The sequence below is a fragment of the Aromatoleum toluvorans genome (assembly GCF_012910905.1).
In the GTDB taxonomy this organism is placed as follows: domain Bacteria; phylum Pseudomonadota; class Gammaproteobacteria; order Burkholderiales; family Rhodocyclaceae; genus Aromatoleum; species Aromatoleum toluvorans.
The window spans coordinates 60,947-87,171 of sequence record NZ_WTVN01000008.1; the positions used below are offsets into that span (position 1 = coordinate 60,947).

Here is a 26,225-nt window from a genome sequence, read left to right on the forward strand (position 1 = left end):
ACCCCGCGAGGGCGGCGCGGCAACGGGAAGCCCCGCGGAGAAATCCGCGGGGCTTCTTTGCTTTCCGGGCAGCGGACGCCGGTGACTGCCCCCCCAAAACGGTTCGGGCTGAGCCCCGTCGAAGCCCTGCCCGTCCCTTCAGCGAGGGGGCACTATTTGGTCGCCACGTTGCTGGTTGCCGGCGACCCGGCGGCGCCCTCGGACTCCTCGTCCTCTTCCTGCTCCTCCTCGATCGACAGGCTCAGCTCGGTCGCCGCGGTGGTCTTCGGCTGCCCGCGCTCGGCCTTCAGCTTGATCTGGAGGCGCAACTCGTTCGTCGAGTCGGCATTGCGGATCGCTTCCTCGTAGCTGATGAAACCGGCGTCGTAGAGGTCGAACAGCGCCTGGTCGAACGTGCACATGCCCAGTTCGCGCGACTTGGCCATGATCTCCTTGATCGACTGGAACTGCCCCTTGAAGATCATCTCCGAGATCGTCGGCGTGTTGAGCAGGATCTCGATCGCCGCCTTTCGCCCCTTGCCGTCCTCGGTGCGGATCAGGCGCTGCGACACGATCGCGCGCAGGTTGGACGACAGGTCCATCAGCAGCTGGTTGCGACGCTCCTCGGGGAAGAAATTCACGATCCGGTCGATGGTCTGGTTGGCGTTGTTCGCGTGCAGGGTGCCGAGGCACAGGTGGCCGGTTTCGGCGAAGGCGATCGCGTGCTCCATCGTCTCGCGGTCGCGGATCTCGCCGATCAGGATCACGTCGGGCGCCTGGCGCAGCGTGTTCTTCAGCGCGTGTTCCCAGGAGTGCGTATCGACGCCGACCTCGCGGTGCGTGACGAGGCACTGCTTGTTGCGGTGCACGTATTCGACCGGATCCTCGACCGTGATGATGTGGCCCGGCGCGGTACTGTTGCGGTGATCGATCATCGCCGCCAACGTCGTCGATTTGCCGGATCCCGTGCCGCCCACGACCAGCACGAGGCCGCGCTTGGTCATGATGATGTCCTTGAGCACCTCGGGCAGGCCGAGCTTGGCCAGATTGGGGATTTCGGAGGCGATGGTGCGGATGACCATGCCGACATGCTGCTGCTGGACGAAGACATTCACGCGGAAGCGGCACACGCCGGGAATCGAGATCGCGAAGTTGCACTCCATCTCGGCCTCGAACTCGGCGCGCTGGCGGTCGTTCATCAGGCTCAGCGCGAGCGAACGGGTGATGTCGGGGGTCAGGCGCTGTTGGCTGAGCGCCTTCATCGTGCCGTGCGCCTTCACGCTCGGCGGGAAATCCACCGAGATGAACAGGTCGGAGCCATCCATCTGGTGCATGGCATTGAGCAGCCGGTGCATGTAGCTGCGGGCTTCTTCGATGCCCAGGGCAGACGACATAGATATTTTTCCTCAGGGTCAGCCGGCGCGAGTGCGCCTGACGGCCCGATTCAAAGACGAAAAACGAAATTTTAGGGTATCGCCGCCGAAACCGGATACGGCCCGCGTGTCGGCCAGCGGCGGATCACGAAGCGGACACGGGCGGCACTTCGGCCGGCAGGGCGATCTCGTAATACGCACGCTCGCGCGTGACACGGCCACCCATGCTCCGGACACGCCTTCTCACGACGTCGAAACGACTGTCCTCGAAGCGCGCGTGCTCCCTGCATACGCCAGGATAGGCCTTGCACTCGCTGGTGATACGGATCAGGATTTCCCCGCCGCCGGCCATCGTTTCGACCACGATGACGCCGCCCTTCCCGCCCGGCCCGGAAGGGCATTCGGTGCAGGCCTGCAGCAGGTTCATCAGCACTTCGTTGAGATAGTCCGGAATCACCGAGAGTGCGGGCAGTTCCTCGCCGGCCTTGAGCTCGAGCCGGATTGCCCGGAACCTTCGGTCGAAGCCGAGGAAGTCGAGCACGGCCTTGACCATCTGGTTGATGTCAACGAGCTCGCGCGATTCGCGTCGTGCCGCAGCGAACTCCGAGATCTGCCGCGTCATCCCGGCGATGCGCCGAGTCTGCTCGAGGATCTGCGCCGGCTGGCAGACGTCGCACCCCCTCCTGCTCTTGTGCAGCTGCATTTCCTGCGCGAGCATCGATATCGTCGCCAGCGGGTTGCCGACCTCGTGGGATACGTTCGCGGCCATCGTCGCAAGCGCGGCCATCTTCTCGTGATGCCAGCGCTCCTCGCGCTCCATCGCGCGCTCCTGGGCATCTGCCTGCGAATCGATGATGCGCTGCCCGATGCGCACGATCCCCAGCAACACGGCGTAAAGCCCCGCGAGCGTGCCGCTGACGATGAACAGGAAGAAATCCGAACTGTCGCTGACCTTGCGCTGGTTCTCGGTCATGGCATTTTCCAGCGCATCCTGATTTGCCGACGCGAGCTCGCCGACTTCTAGCGACACGTTCCTGATGCGCTCGAGGAAGGAGGTGACGTCGGAGTAGATCTCGAACACGCCGATGACACGGTCGCTGCCCCGCTCGCGCACGGGGATGTAACTCGAGATCAGGTCACGGTTCTCGACCACGCCCTCGAAAGCGCTGAAGCGCTCGCGGTGCGTCATCTCGCTCGCCGGCGTGCCCGCCACGGCGCTCTTCCAGCCCCTGTTGTCGGCCTTGTCCTCGCCGATCTGGGCGTGCTCCGACGAATAGATCGTGACGCCGCGCAGATCGAAGACCTTGATCTTGAAGACGCTGCTCGACCGCATGGTCGCGTAGGCCTCGGCGTCGAGCTCGGCGAAGCCGGGCAATCCCATGATCGTGCGGCCGAGTTCCGCAAAACAGGCGCGGCGCGGATCGGGGCCCGTCGCACCCGGGTCGGCCGCTGGCAGGCTGCGGCAGGGTGCGGCGGAAATGGCTTGCGCCCGTGCGACGAAAGGCGCGATGTGGGACTCCCACAGTACGTTGCTGACCACGCGCGTCAGCGTGACGTGGCCGGCCTCGTGCAGGGAAATCAGGCTCGCACGGGCCGCCTGATCCTGCCTTGCGGCGAGGTCGGTCTGCGCCCGGGCGAAGAAGTCGCCCTGCTCGTGCTGGACCTGCGAAAAGAAGACGACCTCGGCGCGTTGTAGGAAATACAGCACGACACCCACGATCACGAACGCGGCAAGACTGGCCAGCGTGAAGTAGCGCATCAGGCGGAAGTGTCCGGTGGCGCCGCGCTTCTGCGGTACGGCAGCGTCCGGCGAAGGCTTGCCGCGGCGATCCATCACCTGCATCCTGTCCGCCCCTCCCACTGTTCGCTCCCTGCCCAGTCCGCCAACGCCTGGCTGGCACACCCCGCAAGCGCGGGACTCAGTCCGCTTCTTCGACCCCGCCTGAAACCGGGCCCGCCGCATTGTCTCCGCGCCGGTAGTGGTGCGGGAACAGGCGGTGCATCTCGCCTTCGATCCATGCTGCGGAGCGGCGATTCACCTCTGCGGCATCCAGCCCGGTCGAGTCGATCACCGGACCGATGCTGACGGTGATCTCGCCCGGGTACTTGAGGAACGCATTGCGCCCCCAGAATTCCCCGGCATTATGCGCCACGGGTACGACCGGCGCACCTGCCTGCTGCGCGAGCGCCGCCCCGCCCGCCTTGTAGCGGCGTTTCGCGCCGGGCGCGGTGCGGGTGCCTTCCGGAAACACGGCGACCCAGTACCCTTCCGACAGGCGGGCGCTGCCCTGCTCGACGACCTGGGCGAGCGCATCCTTGCCGGCGGCGCGGTCGATCGCGATGCCAGGAATCGCCGCGAGGCCCCAGCCGAAGAAGGGCACCTTGAGGAGTTCGCGCTTGAGGACGAAACACAGCGGCGGGAAGATCACCTGCAGCGCCATCGTCTCCCACGCGGACTGGTGCTTGGAGAGGATCACGGACGGCACGGAGGGGATGTTCTCGCGCCCGATGACCTTGTAGCGGATGCCCAGGATGCGCGGGATGAACCACATCATCAGCGGCGCCCACGCCGTGACGATGCGATGACGCGTGCGCGGCGACAGGGGGTAGGCGAGGATGCCGCCCAGTGCGAACGGCGGTGTGAAGATCGCAAGGATGACGGCAAACAGCAGGGAGCGCAGGACGACCACGATATCCTTCAGGCGGTGAGATCGGCGACGACGGCCGCGAGATCGGGGTAGATGAGCGTGCCTTCGGGCAGCGCGGGATCGTCGCGCGTCTTCATGCCCTTGCCGGTGAGGACCAGGTAGGGCTTGCAGCCGACCGCGGCGCCGGCCTGCAGGTCGCGCAGGCTGTCGCCGACCGCCGGCACGCGATCGAGGCTCACGTTGAAGCGCTCCGCGATCTGCAGGAACAGGCCCGGTTTGGGCTTGCGGCAGTCGCAGGTCGAATCGGCCGAATGCGGGCAGAAGAAGATCGCGTCGAGCCGGCCGCCGACCTGGGCGAGGCTTTTCACCATCTTCTCGTTGATCGCGTTGAGGGTGTCCATGCCGAAGAGGCCGCGCCCGACGCCCGACTGGTTCGACGCGACGACGACGCGCCAGCCCCACTGGTTGAGGCGCGCGATCGCTTCGAGCGAACCGGGCAGGGGCTTCCACTCGTCGGGCGACTTGATGAACTGGTCGGAGTCGTAATTGATGACGCCGTCACGGTCCAGGATGATCAGCTTGTTCGGCATGGCACGGCTCTCGTCAGGCGGCGGACAGACGCGACAGGTCGGCGACCTGGTTCATCAGGCCGGCGAGCTGGCGCAGCAGCGCGAGGCGGTTCTGGCGTGTCAGCGGCTCTTCGGCCATCACCATCACGTCGTCGAAGAAGGTATCGACTTCCGCGCGCAGGCCGGCGAGCACGCATAGCGCGTCGGTGTAGTCCTCGTTCGCCATGTGCGAGCGCACCAGCGGCGCGACTTCGACGACGCGGTGGAAGAGCGCCTTCTCGGCGTCTTCCTGCAGCAGCGCGACGTCGGGCTCGGGGAGTTCGCCTTCGACCTTCTTGAGGATGTTGACGATGCGCTTGTTGGCGGCGGCGAGCGCTTCGGCTTCCGGCAGCGCGCGGAAGGTGCGCACGGCGTCGAGCTTGGCGGGGACGAGGTCCATGCGCGTCGGGCGCAGCGCGAGCACCGCGTCGATGACGTCGACCGTGTGGCCCGCGTCGCGCAGCAGGTTCTTCAGGCGCTCGAACATGAAGTCGAGGAGTTGCGCTTCGAAGCCCTGTGCAGTGAGGAGGCCCGGCTTGAAGCCCGCGGCGGCATCATCGACGAGCTCGGCGAGGTCGAGCGGCAGCGGCGTCTCGATCAGGATGCGCAGCACGCCGAGGGCGGCGCGGCGCAGGCCGAAGGGGTCCTTGTCGCCGGTCGGAAGCTGGCCGATGCCGAAGAAGCCCACGAGCGCGTCGAGCTTGTCGGCGAGCGCGACGGCGCAGGCGACGTTGCCCGCGGGCAGCGCATCGCCGGCGAAGCGCGGCTGGTAGTGCGACTGGATCGCGTCGGCGACGACTTCGCCTTCCTTGTCGTTGAGCGCATAGTAGCGGCCCATGATGCCCTGCAGCTCGGGGAACTCGCCGACCATGTCGGTGACGAGATCGGCCTTCGCGAGGCGCGCGGCGCGGGCAGCGGCGGTCGCATCGCCGTGCAAGCGGGTCGCGATGCGGCTGGCGAGACGCTCGAGGCGCTCGACGCGCTCGAGCTGGCTGCCGAGCTTGTTGTGGTAGACGACCGGGCCGAGGCGCGGCAGGCGGCTTTCGAGCGTGTGCTTGCGGTCCTGCTCGAAGAAGAAGCGCGCGTCCGACAGGCGCGGGCGCACGACGCGCTGATTGCCGGTGATGATGTTCGACGCGTCGGCGATGCGCATGTTCGACACGATCAGGAAGCGGTTCAGCAGCTTGCCGGCGCCGTCGAAGAGCGGGAAGTACTTCTGGTTCGCGCGCATCGTCAGGATCAGGCATTCCTGCGGCACGGCGAGGAATTCGGCTTCGAATTCGCCGACGTAGACGGTCGGATGCTCGACGAGCGCGGCGACCTCATCCAGCAGGTCGGCGTATTCACCGAGGCTCGCGCCCTGCTCGGCGGCGGTCGCGACGAGCTGGCGTTCGATGTCGGCGCGGCGCTCGGCGAAGTCGGGGATCACCTTGCCTTCGGCGAGCAGCGTCGGCTCGTAGGCTTCGGCGGTCGCGAGCGCGATGTCGCCGCGGCTCATGAAGCGGTGGCCGCGCGTGACGCGGTCGGAGTCGAGGTCGAGCACGCGGCCCGGGACGACGCGTTCGCCGTGCAGCATCGAGAGCTTATGCACGGGGCGCACGAACTGCGCGTCGCCCGCGCCCCAGCGCATCAGTTTGGGGATCGGCAGCGCCTTGACGGCGTCCTGGACGATCCCGGCGAGCACGGCATCGAGCGCGGCGCCGGCTTCGTTACGCGTGTAGAACAGCGCTTCGGCCTTGCCGTCCATGCGGCGTTCGAAGCTTGCGACGGCATCGGCCGCGATGCCCTTGGCTTCGAGCTTCTTCAGCAGCGCGGGGGTCGGACGGCCTTCGGCGTCGAGGGCGACCTGCACCGGCATGATCTTCTCGGTGACTTCGCGCGCGGGCGCGGCAGCACGCACGTGCGGGACGGTGATCGCGATGCGGCGCGGGGCGGCGAACCAGCGGAAGCCCTGGTCCTCGGCAACGAGGTCACGGGCCTTGAGGCCGTCGAAGATCTTCGCGGCGAAGGTTTCGCCCAGGCGCGGCAGGGCCTTGGGCGGGAGTTCTTCGGTCAGCAGTTCAACGAGCAGGGAGGCGTTCATCATGCGGCCTCCGTCTTGTTTGCAGCGGTGTTGAGCATCGGGAAGCCCAGGCTCTCGCGGGAGTCGTAGTAGGCCTGCGCGACGGCGCGCGACAGGTTGCGGATGCGGCCGATGTAGGCGGCGCGCTCGGTGACGGAGATCGCACCGCGCGCGTCGAGCATGTTGAAGCTGTGCCCGGCCTTCAGCACCATCTCGTAGGCCGGCAGCGCGAGGCCGAGTTCGATCAGGCGCTTGGCTTCGGATTCGTAGTTGCCGAAGAGCGAGAAGAAGAAGTCGACGTTCGCGTGCTCGAAGTTGTACGTCGATTGTTCGACTTCGTTCTGGTGATAGACGTCGCCGTAGGTGACTTTGCGGCCGTCCGGATAGACCGCCCAGACGAGGTCATAGACGTTCTCGACGCCTTGCAGATACATCGCGAGGCGCTCGAGGCCGTAGGTGATTTCGCCGAGCACGGGCTTGCAGTCGAGGCCGCCGACCTGCTGGAAGTAGGTGAACTGCGTGACTTCCATGCCGTCGAGCCACACTTCCCAGCCGAGGCCCCAGGCGCCGAGCGTGGGGTTTTCCCAGTCGTCCTCGACGAAACGCACGTCATGGGCGTTGGTGTCGATGCCGAGCGCGCGCAGCGAGTCGAGGTAGAGCTCCTGGAAGTTGAGCGGCGAGGGCTTCAGCACGACCTGGAACTGGTAGTAGTGCTGCAGGCGGTTGGGGTTCTCGCCGTAGCGGCCGTCCTTGGGGCGGCGCGAGGGCTGGACGTAGGCGGCGTTCCACGGCTCGGGGCCGATCGCGCGCAGGAAGGTCGCGGTGTGCGAGGTGCCGGCGCCGACTTCGAGGTCGTAGGGCTGCAGCAGCACGCAGCCACGATCGCCCCAGAATTGCTGGAGCGTCAGGATGACTTGCTGGAAGGTGGGTTTTTGCAGGGACATGGTCTCTCGACAACTAGGGGCGACGACAAGTGCGTCGCGCGGCGAACGCAAAGGGTGGATTTTACTGGCATTCGCCCGAGGGGCGAAATTACCCGCCGGAAATTTGCAGGCGCGCGGCGAAATGCCACGGGGAAGCGACCGAATGACGCAGGGCGGGATTTCATCCCGCCCTACGGACGCCCCGCCCGGCGAACGGCCCCCGCAAGGACGGCGACCAGCGCCAGCAGCGCGGCGGCCGCATCGCCCCAGCGTGCATAGGGCGTGAGCCCTTCATGGCCCTGCACCGCAATTTTCAGCACTCCCTCCTGGAACTCGGGCAGCACGCCGGCCACGCGGCCGTCGGGCTGGACGAGTGCCGTCATGCCGGTGTTGGTCGAGCGCAGCATCGGCCGACCCGTTTCCAGCGCCCGCACGCGCGCGATCTGCAGGTGCTGCGGCTGGGCGAGGGAGTCGCCGTACCACGCGAGGTTCGACAGGTTCAGCATCAGCGTCGCCTCGGGCAGGCTGTGGATCAGCTCGCGGCCGAAGAGATCCTCGTAGCAGATATTGACCGCGACGCGCTGCCCGCCGAGGCGCAGCGGCGACTGGTCGGGCGCACCGCGCGTCTGGTCCGACATCGGGATGCGGGCGAACTCGTAGAACCAGCCGAAAAGCGGCGGCGAGTATTCGCCGAAGGGCACGAGGTGCTGTTTCGCGTATGCCTGCGACGGCGAAGCCCCCAGGCTCAGCGCGGCGTTGTAGATCGCGCCGCGCGCATCGCGCAGGAACACGCCGAACACGAGGTCGCCCCCGTGCGCCGCGACCGGCGCGGCGAGCTCTTCGAGGTAGCCATCGGGCAGGCGGTCGGCGAGGAGCGGCAGCGTCGTCTCGGGCAGCACGACGAGGTCCGCGGGATGCTCGCGCGCGAGGCGTGCGTTGCTTTCCAGCCAGTTCGAGAGCAGCTCGGGGCGCCACTTGAGGCCCTGCTCGATGTTGGTCTGGATCAGCGCGACGTCCACCGGCTTGCCGGTCGGCGAGGTCCACGCAACGCGCCCGAGACCGTAGCCGAGGGCGGACAGGGCCGCGACCGCCACCAGCGTCGCCGCGGCCGCGCGCAGGTTGCGCCAGGGCGTGAGCGCGACGCGCGCCGCGATCAGGGCGACCAGCCCGCCGACGCCATACACGCCCAGCACGGGGAGATAGCCGGCGAGCGGGCTGGGCGGCGTCTGCGAGTAACCGAGCGCGAGCCACGGGAAACCGGTGAACAGCCAGCCGCGCAGCAGTTCCGTGCCGACCCACAGTCCGGCGAAGAAGAGCGCACGCAGCCACACGCCCCCGCGGCCGAACCGGGCGAAGAGCGCACCGACGGCGGCGGGAAACAGCGCGAGGTAGGCGCAGAAGAGCAGGATCGCGAGCGCGGCGAGCGGCATCGGCATGCCGCCGTAGCGGTTCAAGGCGACGTAGAGCCAGGACACGCCAGCGAGGAAGGCACCCAGCCCCCAGGCAAAACCGAGCGCGAATCCACTGCGCGCGCGCGACTCCCGCGCGGCGAGGAATGCCAGTATCGCCAGGCTCGCGACCGTCAGCGGGAAAACCTCGAAGGGGGCAAAGGCGAACACCGATGCACCACCGGCCAGCATCGCCGCGATGAGGCCGCGCATCCGCCCGTACGCCCGTACGGCACCCGACTCCTGCACGAGGACGGTCACGCCGCGGCCGTTCCGATTGCCGGCTGCACCAGCAGGGTGTGCACTCGCCGGCCATCGACGCGCAGCGCCGTCACCCTCAGATTCCCCAGCATCACGACTTCGCCGCGCCGCGGCAGGCGGCCGAGTTGGCGGATCAGCAGCCCCCCCACGGTATCGACCTCGGCATCGCTGAAATCGGCGCCGAAGGCCGCGTTGAACTCGCCGATTTCGGTGATCGCACGGACACGGTAGCGGCCGTCGGCGTCGAGCTGGATGTTGTCGCTGGGCTCGAGCTGGTCGAACTCGTCCTCGATGTCGCCGACGATCTGCTCGAGCACGTCCTCGATCGTGACGAGGCCGGCAACGCTGCCGTATTCGTCGACGACGATCGCCATGTGGTTGCGGCTGACGCGGAACTCGCGCAGCAGGACGTTGAGGCGCTTCGACTCCGGCACGAACACCGCCGGGCGCAGCAGCGCGTTGATGTCGAAATCGCGCCCCGCGTAGTAGCGCAGCAGGTCCTTCGCGAGGAAGATGCCGACGATGTCGTCCTTGCTGTTACCGACCGGGAAACGCGAATGGCCGGTGTCGACGACGTGCGCGGCGATCTCATCGAGGGGAGCATCGAGGCGGATGATGTCCATCTGCGCGCGCGGGATCATCACGTCGCCGACCTGCATTTCGGACATTTCCAGCGCGCCCTCGATGATCGCCAGCGCATCGGCATCGAGCAGATCGCGTTCGCAGGCCGCGTGCAGCAGGGTCAGCAGTTCTTCGCGGTCCTCGGGTTCGCGCGAGAGCAGCGCGGAGAGGCGTTCGAACAGACTAGGTCGGGGTGAGGCAGGGTCCATATGTCGGAAGAATCGGTCGGGCGGGTCAGGCGGATCGTTCGGCGTAGGGATCAGGATAGCCCAGTTCGGCGAGAATCCGCGTTTCCAGCGCCTCCATTTCCTCGGCTTCGTCGCTGTCCTCGTGGTCGTAACCCTGCAGGTGCAGCATGCCGTGCACGATGAGATGCGCGAAATGCGCGGCCAGCGGCTTGCCCTGCTCGGCCGCCTCGCGCACGACGACCGGGACGCACAGCACGAGGTCGCCGGTGAGCGGCGCGTCGGTGCCACCGCGCAGGTCCTCGCCCTCGTCATAGACGAAGGTCAGCACGTTGGTCGCGTAGTCCTTGCCGCGAAAGTCACGGTTGAGCTCGCGCCCCTCGGTCGCCCCGACCAGGCGCACCGTGACTTCGGCATCGCCCGCCTGCAGCGCGGCCTGCGCCCAGCGGCGGATGTCGGTCGAGGATGGCGCGCTCTCGCGATTGGCCTTGCCGATCGCCTTCTGGATCGTGAGCGCGAGTTGCGGCGGGGAGTCGATCATCACCCCTGCTCCTTCTTCGCCGCGAGCGCGGCCTGGGTCGCGGCGCGCGTCGCCTGGTTGTCGTAGGCCTCGACGATGCGCGCGACGAGCGGATGGCGCACCACGTCCTCCTTCTGGAACTCGGTGAAGGCGATGCCGCGCACCGACGCGAGGACTTCGCGCGCTTCCAGCAGTCCGCTGCGATGCCCGCGCGGCAGGTCGATCTGCGTGAGGTCGCCGGTGACGACCGCCTTCGCGCCGATACCGATGCGGGTGAGGAACATCTTCATCTGCTCGGGCGTCGTGTTCTGCGCCTCGTCGAGGATGATGAAGGCGTGGTTGAGCGTGCGCCCGCGCATGAAGGCGAGCGGCGCGATCTCGATGCTGCCGCGCTCGAAGAGCTTGGCGACGCGGTCGAAGCCCATCAGGTCGTAGAGCGCGTCGTAGAGCGGGCGCAGGTAGGGGTCGACCTTCTGCGCGAGGTCGCCGGGCAGGAAGCCCAGGCGCTCGCCCGCCTCGACCGCCGGGCGCGTCAGGATGATGCGCTCGACGAGCTGGCGCTCGAAGGCATCGACCGCGCTGGCAACCGCGAGGTAGGTCTTGCCGGTACCCGCCGGGCCGATGCCGAAGGTGATGTCGTGCGCCTGGATGTTCTTCAGGTATTCGACCTGGCGCGGCGTGCGGCCGTGCAGCTCGGTCTTGCGCGTCATCAGCGCCGGCGCCGCGTGGTCGGACTTGCGGCGGTTGGCAACCTCGATCAGGCCGAGCTGGATGTCATCGACGGTGAGGTGCTCGTGCGCCTGCTCGTAGAACTCGCGCAGCGCCTTGGCCGCAAGCGCCACCTCGGCCGCCTGCCCCTGCAGCAGGAAGCGCTCGCCGCGACGCGCGATGGTCACGTCATAGGCGGTCTCGATCTGGCGCAGGTTCTCGTCGAGCGCGCCGCACAGGTTCGCGAGCCGCTGGTTGTCCAGCGGCTCCAGTACCACTTCCGTGGGTCGCCCCATTCAGACCTCTCTGGTCACGATTTCGCCGCGCAGGCTGTGCGGCAACGCGGCGGTGATGGTCAGGTCGACAAACTGCCCGATCAGGCGCGGATTGCCGAGGAAATTCACCACGCGGTTGTTCGCGGTGCGCGCCGCCAGCTCGTTCTCGTCCTTGCGCGAACGGCCTTCGACGAGCACGCGCTCGACGCGCCCGACCATCGCCTGGCTGATCGCCTGCGCCTGCTCGTCGATGCGCTTCTGCAGGCGCGCGAGCCAGCGCAGCTTGGTCTCCTGCGGCACCGGGTCTTCCAGGTCCGCGGCCGGCGTCCCGGGGCGCGGGCTGAAGACGAAGCTGAAGGACGCATCGAAACCGACCTCCTCGATCAGCTTCATCGTCTTCTCGAAATCCTCCTCGGTCTCGCCCGGGAAGCCGACGATGAAGTCCGACGACAGCGACAGATCCGGCCGCGCCGCGCGCAGCTTGCGCACGACCGACTTGAACTCGAGCACCGAATAGCCACGCTTCATCGCCGCGAGAATGCGGTCCGATCCCGACTGCACCGGCAGGTGCAGGTGACTGACGAGCTTCGGGATGTTCGCGTAGACGTCGAACATCCGCGGCGTCATCTCACGCGGGTGCGAAGTCGTGTAGCGCATGCGCTCGATGCCGGGAATCTCGGCGACGCATTCGAGCAGGAAGGCGAAATCGCCCAACTCGCCGCCCTGCCGCGTGATCGGCCCGCGCCATGCGTTGACATTCTGGCCGAGCAGCGTCACCTCCTTGACCCCCTGGTCGGCGAGTCCCGCGATCTCGGTCAGCACGTCATCGAGCGGACGCGACACCTCCTCGCCGCGCGTATAGGGCACGACGCAGTAGGTGCAGTACTTCGAGCAGCCTTCCATGATCGAGACGAAGGCGCTCGCCCCCTCGACCCGCGCCGGCGGCAGGTTGTCGAACTTCTCGATCTCCGGAAAGGAAATGTCGACCTGCGAACGACCGCTGTAGCGCCGCTCGGCGATCAGTTGCGGCAGGCGGTGCAGGGTCTGCGGCCCGAACACGACGTCGACATAGGGCGCGCGCGCGACGATCGCCGCCCCTTCCTGGCTCGCGACACAGCCGCCCACGCCGATGATGAGGTTCGGATTCGCCTGTTTCAGATGCTTCACCCGCCCGAGGTCGTGGAACACCCGCTCCTGCGCCTTCTCGCGCACCGAGCAGGTGTTGAAGAGGATCACGTCCGCCTCTTCGGGCTTGTCGGTCTTGACCAGTTCCTCGGTCGCCCCGAGCACATCCGCCATCTTGTCGGAGTCGTACTCGTTCATCTGGCACCCGAAGGTGCGGATATACAGTTTCTTCATTGAAGCGTGTTGACGCGCGGTTTCGCAAACCGCTATATTAGCAGGCTCGCGCGGTGATGTAGCTCAGACGGTTAGAGCGACGGATTCATAACCCGTAGGTCGGCAGTTCGATTCTGCCCATCACCACCAAGTTTCCGAAAGCCGCTGAATCGCAAGGTTCAGCGGCTTTTTCACGTTCGAGGGCCTACCGAGCTGGCCCGGGCGCACGGCCGATCACAGCCCGCTCCCCCTCGCACCAAAGACTCAGTTTCCCGCCGGCGCAGCGCGCAGCCGCGCCGCGTGTCGGCCGTGCAGCAGGTAGAACGCCCCGATGCACAGGACGGCGAGTGCGGCCATGCTCCAGTACAGGTTGCGGTAGCCCATGCGCGAGATCGTCAGGCCGAGCAGGTAAGGGCCGAAGCCCAGGCTGCCATCCATGAAGATGAAGAAAGTCGAGGTCGCGAGGCCCATGCGATGGGGGGCCACCACCTTGACGGCTACCGCATAGAGCGCCGACTGCAGGTTGCCGAATCCCAGGCCGATCAGTGCCGCCGCCGCCAGCAGCGCCGTCCCGGTGTGCGCATTGGCCAGCAGGATCAGGCCGGCCGCGAGGAGCACGCAGCATGGATAGACCACCACGCTGGACCCCTTGCGGTCCATCAGCCGACCGGTCACCGGGCGCGAACACAACACCACCACCGAATACACGATGAAGAAGAAACTCGCGGCGGTGACGAGATCGAGTTCGGCGGCATAGACATTGATGAAGGCCAGCACGCTCGCGTAGCACAATCCGCCGAGGAAGGTGACCGCTGCGACCGGAATCGCCTTGGCCTCGAGCAGCCGGCCGAACGAGAATTCCAGGCCGCGGATTTCCTTGTGCGACGGATCGATCTCGGGCACCTCCAGCCCGGTGGCGGCGAGCAGGCCGAGGACCGCGATCACCAGGCAGGACGCGAAGATCCAGGTGAAGTCGGCGTGCTGCAGCAGCCACAGCCCGAGGAAGGGGCCGATGGCCGAGGCCAGGGTCGTGCTGAGGCTGTAGTGGCCGATGCCTTCGGCCTTGCGATCCGGCGGGATGATGTGCGCCACGGCCGTACCGGCCGCGGTGCTGCCCACGCCCAGCGCCAGTCCGTGCAGGAAACGCACCACAATCAGCGTCTCGACGGAGTGGCTGAGGAAATACAGGCACGTGGTCAGCGCAAACACAACCATGCCGACGATCATGGTCCTTTTCCGGCCGAGGCTATCGATGAGCTGGCCGATGATCAGTCGCCCCAGCAGGGTGCCGATGACGAAAATGCCGGCGACGAGTCCGGCTTCGCTCAGCGATGACTGGTATGCCTCGATGGCATAGGCGCCGACCACCACGATCAGCATGTAGAAGACCAGGCACAGGAAAAAGTTGACGCCCGAGACGATCAGGAAATTCCGGGTCCAGAGAGGTGCGGATTGCATGGGGAAAAAGTTATTTGAGGTTGTCGAGTAGCTGACGGAAGACGGTGACGCTCTGTTCCAGCGGATCCGGCGCGATTCCGGCGGTGACGCGCCCTTCCAGCGCCGTGATCTGCTCGCGGCACTCCGCATAGACGCGCTCTCCCTGCGCCGTCAGGGCCAGCGACTTCTCGCGCCGGTTGTGGCCCGGAAGGCAGGTGAGGTACCCCAGCTCCTCCAGGCGCTGCACGCGGCGGGTCACGCCGGGCTTCTCGATCCCGTAGTAATGGGAAATCTCGACCAACGAGGCTTGGGCATGCTCGTGCAGATAGAGCATCACCTGCCACAGCGAATAGGACAGCTCGTAGGGATGGAGCAGCTGGTTCAGCGCCTGGATCAGGGGCCGATAGACCGACAGGTAGGACCTGAAAATTCCTTGCATCCGGCGCTATAGTTATCTTAATTAACTGTTAACAAACGCAACTATGTCGCCGGACGGGGTCGCTGTCAACCGTCCGGCCCGGTCGCTCGACCGCAGGCAACGGAATGCCCCGGGTCTGCGCCCCGTGCCCGTGAATCTTGATTTCGCCGATCGGGTCACCCAGACTTTTTCCGTAGGGACCGTTGCGCCGCATGCGAAGGAGCGTGGAGCATGGCTCGGGAAATGGACGGGAAGGTGGCCGTGGTCACCGGGGCGGGAAGCGGCATCGGCAGGGCGATCGCGGAGAAGCTGGCGCAGGCCGGCGCGATGGTTGCGGTGGCGGATATCAATCTTGCGGGGGCCGAACAGGTCGCACAGGCGATCGTCGCGGCGGGCGGCCGGGCGGTCGGGGTGGCGATGGATGTCGCCGACGAGGCGGCGGTCGATGAGGCCATCGACGGCATCGCGGCGAAGCACGGCAGCGTGGATGTGCTGGTGTCGAATGCGGGCATCCAGATCGTCGATCCGATCGTCGAGTTCAAGCTCGCGGACTGGCGGAAGATCCTTGCCATCCATCTCGACGGCGCCTTCCTGACGACCCGTGCGGCGCTTCGGCACATGTATCGCGGCAAGCGCGGCGGCGTGGTGATCTACACCGGCTCGGTGCATTCGCACACGGCCTCGCCGCTGAAATGCGCCTACGTGACGGCAAAGCACGGCCTGCTGGGCCTCGCGCGTGTCGTGGCGAAGGAAGGCGCCGAGCATGGCGTGCGCTCGTACGTGGTGTGCCCGAGCTTCGTGCGCACGCCGCTGGTCGACAAGCAGATCCCGGAACAGGCGCGCGATCTGGGCATCAGCGAGGAGGAGGTCGTCCGCAAGGTGATGCTCGGAGAGACCGTGGATGGCGAGTTCACGACGCTCGACGATGTCGCGAGCACCGTGCTGTTCCTGTCCGCGTTCCCGAGCGCAGCCTTCACCGGGCAATCCTTCCTGCTGACGCACGGCTGGGTCATGCACTGAGCCGGGCCGCGCCTCCGCACCCGCGACACCGAACGCATGAGACGCCCCAGGCCGCCTTTCCGGACGATCGCCCTGGTCCTCCAGGGCGGCGGCGCGTTGGGCGCCTATCAGGCGGGGGTGTATCAGGGGCTGAATGATGGCGGGATCGAACCGGACTGGCTGGCCGGGATCTCGATCGGCGCGATCAACACCGCGCTGATCGCCGGCAGTCCGCCCGCGCAGCGGGTCGCCAACCTGCGCACCTTCTGGGAGACCGTGTGTCGGCCGGCCATCGCCCAGCCGCTTGCCGCGGTCATGCAGTCCTGGGTCGGACAGCTCGGCGACGAGGCGCGGCGCATGTTCAACGCCGTCACGGCGTGGCGCGGCGTGGTCGAAGGGCAGGAGGGTTTCTTCAAGCCGCGGCTGCCGCCGCCCTGGCTGTCCGTGAGCCTGCCGCCGGCGGAAGCGAGCTACTACGACATCTCGCCGCTGCGCACGACGCTGGCGCAGCTCGTTGACCTCGAGCGCATCAATGCCGGCAGCCCGCGCGTGTCGGTCGGCGCCGTGAATGTCCGCACCGGCAACTTCGAGTATTTCGACAACACCGTCGGCCCCTGGAAGGGGCGCTTGCGGCTCGAGCATTTCATGGCGTCGGGCGCCCTGCCCCCGGGTTTTCCGCCGGTCGAGATCGACGGCGAGTACTACTGGGACGGCGGGCTGGTGTCGAACACGCCGCTGGGGCACGTGCTCGCCGACGAGCCGCGCCACGACACGCTGGCCTTCCAGGTCGATCTGTGGAGCGCACTCGGGATGGTGCCGACGAATATCTGGGACGCGCAGGAGCGCCAGAAGGACATCCAGTATTCGAGCCGCACGCGTGCGATCACCGACCTGATGGCGCGCGAGCAGGAGCTGCGCAACATCGTGCGCGAGCTGCTGAAGTACGTCCCGCAGGACACCCGGCTGTCCGACCACTGGTGCACCCGCGCAGACCAGTGGGCCTGCGGGCGGCAGGTGAGCGTGATCCACCTGATCTACCAGGAAAAGGAATGGGACGGGCTCGCGAAGGATTACGAGTTCGGCCCGCAGACGATGCGCGACCACTGGGCGAGCGGCCTCGACGACATCCGTGCGAGCCTTGCCCACAAGGAATGGCTGGAACTGCCGCCGCACCACGAGCGCTTCGTCACCCACGATCTCCACCGGCAGTGAGGCCGGTCCGGGAGCGTGCTCGGCCTCACGCCTTTCCGGACGGCGGCGCGGGCATCGCGGCGCATTCGAGGAAGATGCGCCTAGTGCAGCGGGCGCACATGGCCGGGTCCAGGGTCGGCACGACGGCCGCGAGCGCATCCGACTTGCTGTCGAAGATGTGCTTGCGGTCCAGCTGCTCGTAGAGGCCGCTGCGCCGCCAGGCATTCACGACCCGCGCCCGCGGCCGGTGGAACTGCAGCGACCCGCCCGCTTCCTGCCGCAGGCGGAATTCCTGCGACCACAGCCGCGCGCCGGCGAGGTCGACGAAGTTCATGCTCTTGGCCATCACCAGCAGGTGCTTCTGGCCGGGGAAGCGCTCGCGGTAGTGCGTCAGCATGTCGCCGACGTACTGCGCGGCGCCGAAATACACGTCGCCTTCCATGCGCACGAGCTTCAACTGCGGGCACTCGCCGACCGGATCGGCGATGTCCTCGATGGGGGTGAAGTGGCGTGCCGGGCCGTGCGGCACGAGCACGCGCATCACCGGGCGCGAGGTCTGGTACAGGTAGAACACCAGCGACAGGCCGACGCCGATCAGCACCGCGAACTCGATCGGGATGAGCAGCGTGGCCATCCAGGTCGCGCCCAGGCACACCGCCTCCTGGCGGCTGAAGCGCACGGTCTCGCGGATCTTCGGGATGTTGATCAGCGTCCAGGCGACGTACAGCAGCAGCGCGGCGATCGCCGCCATCGGGATGCCGGCGAGAAGATCGGCGCTCGCGCCCACCAGCACCAGCAGCAGCAGGACGCTCGAAAACACCGCCGCAAGCGGCGTGCGCGCGCCGGCCTCGTAGTTCGGCATCGAACGATTGAGCGAGCCGCAGGAAAGGTAGGACGAGAAGAAGCTGCCGGCGATGTTGGAGAGGCCCTGCCCGAGGAATTCGCGGTTCACGTCGATGGTCTGGCCCGAGCGCTCCGCCACCGCCTTGGCAATCGACACCGATTGCCCGAGCGCGACGATCGTGAGCGACAGCGCGATGCCCGAGAGCTGCGCGAGCGTCGCCGGCGAGAAGTCGGGCAGGCTGAACGGTGGCAGCACCGAGGCGATCGCCTGCAGGTGCACGAAGGATTCGCCGGAGTGCCGCTGCCACACCGCGGCCAGCGCGTAGCCCGCGGCAAGCCCCGCCAGCATCGCCGGCCAGCGCGGCCGCAGGCGCGCGACGACGGCGGTGGTCGTGACGGTGGTCAGCGCGACCGCGAGTTCACCCCAATGAGCCCCCCACGGCGTCCCGCCGTCGCGCAGGACCAGATGCCACAGGTCGAGCGCCGCGTGGTAGGCGATCAGGCAGGCCGCGCCCGACATGAAGCCGATCAGCACCGAGGGGGCGATGAAGTTCGCCAGCGCGCCGAGACGGAAGCGCGCGACGAGAAACTGGATCACACCGACCATCAGGGTCGCGGTGAGGACGAGGCGGATGTAGTCGGGGCTCCCCGGCAGGGCGAGCGGCGACAGCATCGCGAACAGTGCGAGCGAGTTCGCGTTCGTCGGCCCGGACACGACGTGGCGGCTCGAACCGAAGAGCGCCGCGACGACACACGGCACGATCGCGGAGTAGATCCCGTACACCGGCGGCATCCCCGCGAGGCGGGCGAAGGCCACCCCCTGCGGCAGCACCAGCAGCGCACCGAGCAGCCCCGCGAGCAGGTCGGCGCGCAGCGTCGCCATGGAGACCCCGCGCCACCAGACACCGTCTGCTGCGGGCGGAACCGGGGACACGGTTTGCGCCGGGGGCGACATTCGGGCGCTCCGTGCGATGGCGCTCAGCGCCCCAGCCGCTTCGCCCAGAACGCCGCGACATCCAGCATGCGGCGCGAGAAGGCCCATTCGTTGTCGAACCACAGCAGCAGGTTCACGAGGCGTTCGCCGCTCGCACGCGTCTGGCTGCCGTCGACGATCGCCGAGAAGCCGTTGTGGTTGAAATCCACCGACGCATGCGGACCGTCCGAGTACGCGAGCACGCCGTGGCGGTCTTCCTCGGCGACACGCCGCAGCAGGCGGTTGATCGTTTCGACCGTGGCATTGCGCCGGAGCGTCACCGTCAGGTCGATCGCCGACACGTTGGGCACCGGCACGCGGATCGCCTTCGCCGCGATCCTCCCTTCCAGCTCCGGCAGCAGGCGGACGACGCCTTTCGCCAGCCCCGTCTGCACCGGGATCATCGACTGCATCGCCGAGCGGGTCATGCGCAGGTCGGTCGCGTGGTAGCCGTCGATCACCGGCTGGTCGTTCATCACCGAATGCAGCGTCGTCGTCAGCGCGTGCTCGATGCCGAAAGCCTGCTCGAGGAGCGCGAGGATGGGCACGACGGCGTTGGTCGTGCAGGAGGCGGCCGACACGATGCGTTCGCTGCCGTCGAGCGCCTCGTGGTTCATGCCGAACACGACGGTGCGATCGACGTCCGCGGCACTGTGGCCGGGATGCGACAGCAGCAGGCGCGGACAGCCGGCGGCGAGGAAGGCTTCGAGCTCATGGCGGAAACGGTAGCGCCCCGAGGCCTCGACGAGCAGGTCCGGTCCGAAGGCCCGCCAATCCACGCCGTCCGGCGTCGCCGCATGGGTCACCGCGATGTTCTGGTCATCGACATGCAGGCAGCCGTCGCGAATGCCGACCGTGCCCGGAAAGCCGCCGTGGGTCGAGTCGAAGCGGGTGAGGTAGGCCATGCTCTCGAGGTCTGCCGGCTCGTTGATGGCGACGATCGAAAGCGACTGGCGCAGCGGCGATTCGTGCAGGGCGCGGAGGAAACAGCGGCCGATGCGGCCGTAACCGTTGATGGCGATGCGGAAAGTCATGCGGGGAAGGTGGACCATGCGTCGGGACGTTCAGACCGAAGCATAGCCGGAGAAGGGGCGTCGCGTCGCGCCCAACGGACTTTCGCGTGCCGGGCCCCGGGCGGCAGGCGCCGCGCACCGATGTCGTGGGCATGCGGAATGACAAGCCCCTCTTCCGCAGCGCATAATCGCCGCGACCGAAATCCGCTACCTGCATGGCACGTCGCGGCGAATCGCCGGTGCCGCAAGACAATTCCAAAGCCCTCGGGAGAACATCCATGAGCGTAGTCCTGTTCGAATGGTCCGACAGCTTCAACGTCGGCATTCAGGAAATCGACGAGCAGCACCGCACCCTGGTCGACCTGCTCAACCAGCTCCATGCCGCGATCCGCGACCACAAGGGCAGCCAGGTCTGTCGCGAGATCCTCGACCAGCTGGCCGAATACACGCGCACGCACTTCCTGCTCGAAGAGAGCCTGATGCGCGTCTCCCACTACCCCGGCTTCGAACTGCACAAGCAGCAGCACGAGGACCTGATCTCGCAGGTGCAGGCCCTTCAGGACAAGCTCGACAACGGCCAGGCCTCGATCAGCTTCGAGCTGCTGCACTTCCTGCAGGTCTGGCTCACGAAGCACATCAACGAAAGCGACAAGCGCTTCGGCAACCATTTCGCGCGCAACACCAATCTGCAGGGCTATTCGGAATGGTCCGAGGAAGTGAAGACGACGATGAAGAAGAAGAAATGGTGGTGGAAGTTCTGGTGATCCGGGCGCTGCGCGCCTGATTCGCTGCGGACCTTGCCCCCGCACGCGGCGGCGGGCAGGGGCCATGATTTGCCCCGTGCGGCAGAAGCCATCAGAATTCCCACAGCCCGGAACCGGGCAACAGACCCTGCCGACAGGGCACCTTCACCAATCCCCGCAACGAGAGCTCCGATGGATCTTCCCGCACACCAACTCACGATGACGGTGCTGATGACGCCGGACATGGCGAACTTCTCCGGCAAGGTGCACGGCGGCGCCGTGCTCAGGCTGCTCGATCAGGTCGCGTACGCCTGCGCGAGCCGCTATGCTGCCCGCTATGTCGTCACGCTGTCGGTCGATCAGGTGATGTTCCGCCAGCCGATCATGGTCGGCGAGCTGGTGACCTTTCTCGCCAGCGTGAATTACACCGGCAAGTCGTCGATGGAAATCGGCATCAAGGTGCTGGCGGAAAACATCCGCACGCAGGAAGTGCGGCACGCGAACAGCTGCTTCTTCACGATGGTCGCCGTCGACGACGACGGCAAGCCGGTCGCGGTACCGACGCTGCGCCCCTTCAGCCCGAAGGAAAAGCAGCGCTTCGCCGCCGCCGAGGCGCGCAAGGCGCTGCGGCTCGAACTCGAGCGCCGCTTCGCGGAGACGCACGGCTCGGACGACGCGAGCTGAACGCCGGACCCGCGGCTCATTCCTCCTGCAGCATGCGCTTCAGGTAGTCCGGCAGGCCCGACAGCACCAGCGTGTCGCTCGCGCGGTCGTAGTGCACGGCGCCCGAATGCAGGCTCGCGCGGTCGAACTCGAGCTTCCACTGCTCGCCGGCGGCGCGGAAGCGGACCAGCGGGCGGATCGCGCGGCGGTCCGGGACGAAGCCGCCGGCGAGCGGCGCCTCGCCCGCCGTGAGGGCCGCATCGAGGCGTTCCGGCTGCTCGGGCCACACCTTGCGCGCGATCTCGTCGAGCGCGAGCGGCGCGCCCGCCTCGCCCAGTTCGTCGAGGTAGCCGTGCGCGCGTTCGAGCATCGCATCGCGCGCGGGCGGCTCCAGGCGCTGCGTCTCGGCGAAGTCCGACAGGCGCTGCACGAGCTTCTTCGTTTCCTTCAGCGCGATCACGACGTCGCTGCAACCGAGGAAGCGCTTGAACCACGGCGCGACGTCGCCGCGCCCCTTGAGGAAGCTGATGTAGCGTTCGTCGCCGCGCTGCCAGCCGGTGAGGTCGATGCGCCCGGCCGCGGGCAGCGCGGCAAAATCGAGGTGCATACAATCGACGATGTCGAGCGCGCCGGTGACGGCGCTGCCGACCGCCTCGCCGACCACCGCGATCCACAGGCAATCGGTCGCGCCCTCGACGATGCGTGCGATCACGGCATGACCCGAGACCTCGGCGCCCTCCGCGTCCGCGCACAGACGCAGCACGTCCATCATCCGGTGCGACAGCGCGGCGAAGTCGAGGCTCTTGTCGACGACGTGCTCGCGCACGAGGCGCGGCAGCGGGAACTCCGCCTCGTCCTCCTCGAAGCGCCCGTAGCCCTTGCTGCTGCGGTCGGCGTAGTGGCTGCACAGGCGCTCGACCATGCGTACGGCGGCGTCATCGACGCGACAGGCGGCCTCGCGCAGTTCCGCGCTCGCCGGGCTTTCGCCCGAGCGGTGGAGCTTGTGGACGACAAGATGGGTGACGGTGTGCTGGACCTGGCTCATGGCGGCGACTCGTGCGGACGGGGGCGCGATTCTCGCACGCCGCGGCCCGCCCGGGTCCGCCTTCGCGTCACGGCTGCCAGGCGTTGAAACGGGCCTCCGCCTGCTCGAAGAGCGCCTTCACCTTCCCCACCTCCCAGGGCGCTTCGGCCAGCGTTTCGTGGTCCCACAGGCTGCGCTGCTGCGGCGGGGCGAAGAAGTCGCCGCCATACACGTGGATCGCGCAGGTCATCCTGCCGATCGGGTTGAGCACCGAATGAATCGCGTCACGCTCGAGCGCGGTGACATCCCCCGCCCCCAGCGAGGTCGCGCCGACCGCCTCGATGCCGCCCTCCTTCCGGCGCCAGAAGATGTTGTCCTCCCGCCCCGCATAGATCCCGACCACCGAGAACATGTGGTGGTCGTGCGGCATCAGGCTCATGCACGGCGCCCACACGAAGTTGATGATCGTGAGATCCGGCGAACGGTGCAGCGCATTGATGCCCGCGTGCACCGGTTCGCCGAGTGCGCGCATGACCGCCGCGCCGTCCGACACTGCCTCGGCCACCAGTTCGCGCACCGCCGCGGGCCCTGCGGCCACGGCTTGCGTACAGTCATGGATGAATCGCTCCTTGTCGAACATGATCGATGCCCCCAGCTCGATCCACGCTCCCGTGGCAGGGGCCGGCCGGCCGCCCACCTCGTGAATCCGCCCCCTCCCTTGCCACAGCCACCACCCGCACACGGGCAGGCCGAGATTCATTGATAGGACACGCGGGCGGCCCTGACCAGTCGCACGCCCGCGCACGACGCTCCTCTCGCGACGCGGCGGCCTCGGCGAGCACGCCCGTCAGCGCGGCACGCGGACCGGGGAACCGATCGGCGCGACACTCGATCAACAGCAGGTAACCCCCGAATATCGACGACGGTGCAGGGGTGCCGGCGCGAAGCGCCCGCAGTCCCGTACAGCCGCAGAGGGGCGCCCGATGGAAGGATCCGGCACGTCGCACGCAGCGGAAATTGCCCGCCTCGAGGAAGAACTCGCCCGCAGCCGGGCGATGGAGGAGCACGCGCGCCAGCTCATCGAAGCGGCCCCCGATGCGATCGTCGTCGTCGATCATGGCGGCCGCATCATCCTCGTGAACGCGCAGACGGAGCGGCTGTTCGGCTACGCGCGCGAGGAGCTCATCGGCCAGCCGATCGAGCTGCTGGTCCCGCAGCAGCTCCGGAACGGCCATGTCGGCAAGCGCGACCGCTACATCGGCACGCCCGCCCTGCGGCCGATGGGTTCCGCCCTGGATCTCGCCGGCCAGAGGAAGGACGGCTCGCAGGTGCCGGTCGAGATCAGCCTGAGCCCCCTGGGCGCGGGGGACAGCGTGCTGGTTTCGGCCGCGATCCGCGACATCACCGACCGCCGGGCGGCACAGGACGCCCTGCGCAAGGCCCACGACGAGTTGGAACTGCGCGTGCAGGAACGCACCGCGGAACTGGAAGAGGCCAATCGCGCCCTCAAGTCGGAAATGCAGGACCGTGCCGCCGCCGAGCGGGCCTTGCACCAGGCGCAGAAAATGGAAGCGGTCGGACAGCTCACCGGCGGCATCGCCCACGACTTCAACAACCTGCTGACGGTCGTGATGGGCAACCTGCAGCTGCTGGCGCGCCGCCTGCGGGACGACGCCGGGGCGACCGAGCTCGTCAAGGGCGCGCTGGACGCTGCCTGGCGGGGCGCCGAGCTCAATCGCCGACTCCTCGCCTTCTCGCGCAAGCAGCGCCTCGCCCCGGTCCCGCTGAATCTCAACGACCTGATCGCGGGCATGGTCAGCCTGCTGCAGCGCAGCCTCGGCGCACACATCAACATCAAGGTCCATGCCATCACGGATCTGCCGCCGGCCCTCGCGGACGTGCCCCAGCTCGAAGCGGCGCTGCTCAACCTCGCGGTCAACGCGCGCGACGCGATGCCCGCGGGCGGCACCCTGACCATCGAGACCGACGCCGTGAGCCTGGACGAGCACTACGCCACTCTGGAGGGCGACGTCAAACCCGGCGCCTACGTCATGCTCGCCGTGTCGGATACCGGCTGCGGGATGACGGCGGACGTGGTCCGGCGCGCCTTCGACCCCTTCTTCACGACCAAGGAAACCGGCAAGGGCAGCGGCCTCGGCCTGGCGATGGTGCATGGCTTCGTGAACCAGTCGGGCGGCCACGTGAAGATCTACAGCGAACCGGGGACCGGCACCACGATCAAGCTCTTCCTGCCGGTCATCGCCCGCCCGGCGGGCGCACGCCCTTGCGACGCCCCGCGCTCGCCGCGCCCCGAGGCGACCGGCAGCGAAACCATCCTCGTCGTCGAGGACGAGGACAACGTGCGCGAACTCGTGTGCCGCGTGCTCGACGCGCTGGGCTACCGCATCCTGCAGGCCGCCGAAGGCAGGACGGCGCTCGCGCTCCTTGCCCAGGATCCCGGCATCGACCTGCTATTCACCGACGTCGTCCTGCCCGGCGGCATGAACGGCCCCGAGATCGCCCGCCGCGCGCGGCAGCTGCGACCGGACCTGAAGCTGCTGTACACATCCGGCTACACCGGCAACGCGCTTCAGGAACACGAGGCGATCCCCGGCGAGTTCCGCATGATCAGCAAGCCCTACGCGATCGAGGATCTCGCGCAGATCGTGCGCGAAGTGCTCGACAGGCCGCCGGTCTAGGCCTCAGGGCATCACCTCGACGTACTCGTAGATCTCGCAGTCCGAAATCTCGCGCCGCACCGGCAAGGACGCCCGCGCGTACCACGCGTGCGGGTCGCGCCGGTCGATCTCCGCCCCCATGAACTTCACCAGCTCGCAGATCGGCTCGACCACCCGCTCGCGGTAGGGCGCATCGTCCAGCACGTAGCCGACGTACAGGTTCTTCATGCAGTTGCGGCGGCAGAACGACAAGGCCTCGCAGCCCTCGCAGGGCATTTCCGGAGCGGGCTGCAGCGGGCTCGGCTTGAGCCAGTTGGCGTTCAGGTCGCCGCTCTGCAGCTCGGGCAGATGGGTGAGGTCGGGGCACGGGAAGATGCGCCCGTCCGGCAGGATGTTGAGGATGTGCGTGGACGAGCGGCACTGCGTCTGCCCGCTGCAGGTTTCGCGCGCCCGCGACGGCAGCACCTTGTTGCGCACCGTGCCCATCAGCGGGATGAACGGATACAGGCCGTCGACGGCGAAGAACTTGTCGATCAGCTGCACCAGCGCCTCCTTCTTGCGGCGCATGTGTTCGGGACGATAGAAACCGTGCGCCTGCGCGAACTGCCAGTACACGTAGTCGAAGGTCGGCAGCAGGCTGTCGAGCTCCTCGAAGCTGATGTCCTCGTGCCCCCAGGTTACGCGCGCCGTCAGCTTGCCGCCGAGCCTGGAGCGGATCTTCTCGATGTTGGACGTGACCTTGCGATACACGCCGCGCCCGCGGTAGTGGTCGGTCGTGTGCTCGGCGCCGTCGACCGACACCAGCACGTTCGACAGCTTCGCCAGCACCGCGTCGGGCAGGCGGTGCAGCAGCGTGCCGTTGGTCTGCAACTGGAAGCGCCAGGTCGGGTGGCGCTCCATCAGCCCGACGATGAAGGGGATGTTGAGCGTCGGCTCGCCGCCGTAGAAGGTCACGTAGATCTCCTTGTCGGCGAGGTGCGTCGCGACGAAGGCATCCAGCGTATCGAGCGAATACTCGGCCTTGCCCTGCGAGCCGACGACATCGCCGACCGCGATCGAGCAGTACGAGCACTTCAGGTTGCAGGTCAGCGTCGTGAAGATGTTCAGTTCGACGCGATTGCCGACGATGGGCGAACGCAGTTCCGGCGCATTCATGGGCGAGTCCGATGAAAGATTTACCCCCAACATTGGGGCCGGGGATTATAGCGGGGACCGCAGCCCTGAGGGGCCGTCGCGGCGCGGGAAGCCGAAGGCCGCGAGCGCCTGCCCGCCGGGAGGCAGGCCCCGGCACGCG

23 protein-coding genes and 1 tRNA gene are annotated in these 26,225 nt (G+C 67.5%); 6 read left to right on the forward strand and 18 right to left on the reverse strand.

Going from position 1 to position 26,225, the window contains the following annotated elements; genetic code table 11:
* Nucleotides 1–152 precede the first annotated feature (152 nt).
* From GPA22_RS07405 to miaB, 11 genes are all read right to left on the reverse strand, one after another.
* Nucleotides 153–1,373, reverse strand: a complete 1,221-nt coding sequence (locus tag GPA22_RS07405) for a PilT/PilU family type 4a pilus ATPase (RefSeq protein WP_169255454.1) — start codon at nucleotides 1,371–1,373, stop codon at nucleotides 153–155.
* A gap of 124 nt (nucleotides 1,374–1,497) precedes the next feature.
* Entirely contained in the window at nucleotides 1,498–3,186 is a 1,689-nt protein-coding gene (locus tag GPA22_RS07410) for a sensor histidine kinase (RefSeq protein WP_246264158.1), read from the reverse strand.
* 85 nt (nucleotides 3,187–3,271) lie between these two features.
* Nucleotides 3,272–4,042, reverse strand: coding sequence for a 1-acyl-sn-glycerol-3-phosphate acyltransferase (locus GPA22_RS07415; RefSeq protein WP_169255456.1), 771 nt, complete (start codon nucleotides 4,040–4,042; stop codon nucleotides 3,272–3,274).
* 8 nt (nucleotides 4,043–4,050) lie between these two features.
* Nucleotides 4,051–4,590 carry a D-glycero-beta-D-manno-heptose 1,7-bisphosphate 7-phosphatase gene (gmhB, locus tag GPA22_RS07420; protein ID WP_169255457.1) on the reverse strand — a complete coding sequence of 180 codons (540 nt, stop codon included), beginning with the start codon at nucleotides 4,588–4,590 and terminating at the stop codon, nucleotides 4,051–4,053.
* Between the two features lie 13 nt (nucleotides 4,591–4,603).
* Nucleotides 4,604–6,694, reverse strand: coding sequence for a glycine--tRNA ligase subunit beta (gene glyS, locus GPA22_RS07425; protein ID WP_169255458.1), 2,091 nt, complete (start codon nucleotides 6,692–6,694; stop codon nucleotides 4,604–4,606).
* The gene (gene glyQ, locus GPA22_RS07430; protein ID WP_169255459.1) at nucleotides 6,691–7,614 is read right to left on the reverse strand and encodes a glycine--tRNA ligase subunit alpha; all 924 of its coding nucleotides are present in this window, start codon (nucleotides 7,612–7,614) and stop codon (nucleotides 6,691–6,693) included. The genes glyS and glyQ overlap by 4 nt, the downstream gene beginning before the upstream one ends.
* A gap of 170 nt (nucleotides 7,615–7,784) precedes the next feature.
* On the reverse strand, nucleotides 7,785–9,254 hold the full coding sequence (lnt, locus tag GPA22_RS07435) for an apolipoprotein N-acyltransferase (RefSeq protein WP_169255517.1): 1,470 nt from the start codon (nucleotides 9,252–9,254) through the stop codon (nucleotides 7,785–7,787).
* Between the two features lie 44 nt (nucleotides 9,255–9,298).
* Nucleotides 9,299–10,132 carry a CorC family transporter gene (locus tag GPA22_RS07440; protein WP_169255460.1) on the reverse strand — a complete coding sequence of 278 codons (834 nt, stop codon included), beginning with the start codon at nucleotides 10,130–10,132 and terminating at the stop codon, nucleotides 9,299–9,301.
* 25 nt (nucleotides 10,133–10,157) lie between these two features.
* Nucleotides 10,158–10,649 (reverse strand): rRNA maturation RNase YbeY, encoded by a 492-nt coding sequence (ybeY, locus tag GPA22_RS07445; RefSeq protein ID WP_169255461.1) that lies wholly within the window; start codon nucleotides 10,647–10,649, stop codon nucleotides 10,158–10,160.
* Nucleotides 10,649–11,632 (reverse strand): PhoH family protein, encoded by a 984-nt coding sequence (locus GPA22_RS07450; RefSeq protein ID WP_169255462.1) that lies wholly within the window; start codon nucleotides 11,630–11,632, stop codon nucleotides 10,649–10,651. The genes ybeY and GPA22_RS07450 overlap by 1 nt, the downstream gene beginning before the upstream one ends.
* On the reverse strand, nucleotides 11,633–12,970 hold the full coding sequence (gene miaB / locus GPA22_RS07455; RefSeq protein WP_169255463.1) for a tRNA (N6-isopentenyl adenosine(37)-C2)-methylthiotransferase MiaB: 1,338 nt from the start codon (nucleotides 12,968–12,970) through the stop codon (nucleotides 11,633–11,635).
* 52 nt (nucleotides 12,971–13,022) lie between these two features.
* Between miaB and GPA22_RS07460 the strand changes: the two genes are divergently transcribed.
* Nucleotides 13,023–13,099 (forward strand) — tRNA-Met (locus GPA22_RS07460).
* Nucleotides 13,100–13,213: 114 nt separating this feature from the next.
* Here the strand turns inward: GPA22_RS07460 and GPA22_RS07465 are convergent.
* Both GPA22_RS07465 and GPA22_RS07470 read right to left on the reverse strand, forming a co-directional pair.
* Nucleotides 13,214–14,407: an MFS transporter gene (locus tag GPA22_RS07465; protein WP_169255464.1), complete on the reverse strand. Its 1,194-nt coding sequence runs from the start codon at nucleotides 14,405–14,407 to the stop codon at nucleotides 13,214–13,216.
* A gap of 10 nt (nucleotides 14,408–14,417) precedes the next feature.
* Complete coding sequence (locus GPA22_RS07470; protein WP_169255465.1) at nucleotides 14,418–14,825, reverse strand: MarR family winged helix-turn-helix transcriptional regulator; 408 nt, start codon at nucleotides 14,823–14,825, stop codon at nucleotides 14,418–14,420.
* Nucleotides 14,826–15,035: 210 nt separating this feature from the next.
* On the opposite strand from GPA22_RS07470, the gene GPA22_RS07475 reads away from it, so the two are divergent.
* Together GPA22_RS07475 and GPA22_RS07480 are read left to right on the forward strand one after the other, a co-directional pair.
* Entirely contained in the window at nucleotides 15,036–15,824 is a 789-nt protein-coding gene (locus GPA22_RS07475) for a 3-hydroxybutyrate dehydrogenase (protein ID WP_169255466.1), read from the forward strand.
* Nucleotides 15,825–15,860: 36 nt separating this feature from the next.
* Nucleotides 15,861–17,015 (forward strand): DUF3734 domain-containing protein, encoded by a 1,155-nt coding sequence (locus GPA22_RS07480; protein WP_169255467.1) that lies wholly within the window; start codon nucleotides 15,861–15,863, stop codon nucleotides 17,013–17,015.
* A 25-nt stretch (nucleotides 17,016–17,040) separates the two neighbouring features.
* Here the strand turns inward: GPA22_RS07480 and GPA22_RS07485 are convergent, their stop codons facing one another.
* Both GPA22_RS07485 and GPA22_RS07490 read right to left on the reverse strand, forming a co-directional pair.
* Entirely contained in the window at nucleotides 17,041–18,720 is a 1,680-nt protein-coding gene (locus GPA22_RS07485) for a SulP family inorganic anion transporter (RefSeq protein WP_211168990.1), read from the reverse strand.
* 95 nt (nucleotides 18,721–18,815) lie between these two features.
* Nucleotides 18,816–19,862, reverse strand: coding sequence for a type I glyceraldehyde-3-phosphate dehydrogenase (locus GPA22_RS07490; protein ID WP_246264160.1), 1,047 nt, complete (start codon nucleotides 19,860–19,862; stop codon nucleotides 18,816–18,818).
* A gap of 239 nt (nucleotides 19,863–20,101) precedes the next feature.
* On the opposite strand from GPA22_RS07490, the gene GPA22_RS07495 reads away from it, so the two are divergent.
* Entirely contained in the window at nucleotides 20,102–20,587 is a 486-nt protein-coding gene (locus tag GPA22_RS07495; protein WP_169255469.1) for a bacteriohemerythrin, read from the forward strand.
* A 171-nt stretch (nucleotides 20,588–20,758) separates the two neighbouring features.
* A complete protein-coding gene (locus GPA22_RS07500) occupies nucleotides 20,759–21,250 on the forward strand; it encodes an acyl-CoA thioesterase (protein ID WP_169255470.1) in 492 nt (163 codons plus the stop codon).
* Nucleotides 21,251–21,266: 16 nt separating this feature from the next.
* Here GPA22_RS07500 and GPA22_RS07505 read toward each other — a convergent pair whose 3' ends face one another.
* Both GPA22_RS07505 and GPA22_RS07510 read right to left on the reverse strand, forming a co-directional pair.
* Complete coding sequence (locus GPA22_RS07505; protein WP_169255471.1) at nucleotides 21,267–22,274, reverse strand: nucleoid-associated protein; 1,008 nt, start codon at nucleotides 22,272–22,274, stop codon at nucleotides 21,267–21,269.
* 67 nt (nucleotides 22,275–22,341) lie between these two features.
* Nucleotides 22,342–23,013 (reverse strand): hypothetical protein, encoded by a 672-nt coding sequence (locus tag GPA22_RS07510; RefSeq protein WP_246264162.1) that lies wholly within the window; start codon nucleotides 23,011–23,013, stop codon nucleotides 22,342–22,344.
* A gap of 223 nt (nucleotides 23,014–23,236) precedes the next feature.
* Here GPA22_RS07510 and GPA22_RS07515 point away from each other — a divergent pair, with 223 nt between their 5' ends.
* Nucleotides 23,237–24,952: a PAS domain S-box protein gene (locus tag GPA22_RS07515; RefSeq protein ID WP_169255472.1), complete on the forward strand. Its 1,716-nt coding sequence runs from the start codon at nucleotides 23,237–23,239 to the stop codon at nucleotides 24,950–24,952.
* A gap of 3 nt (nucleotides 24,953–24,955) precedes the next feature.
* On the opposite strand, the gene GPA22_RS07520 is transcribed toward GPA22_RS07515, so the two are convergent.
* Nucleotides 24,956–26,086, reverse strand: coding sequence for a radical SAM/SPASM domain-containing protein (locus tag GPA22_RS07520; protein WP_169255473.1), 1,131 nt, complete (start codon nucleotides 26,084–26,086; stop codon nucleotides 24,956–24,958).
* Between the last annotated feature and the right edge of the window lie 139 nt (nucleotides 26,087–26,225).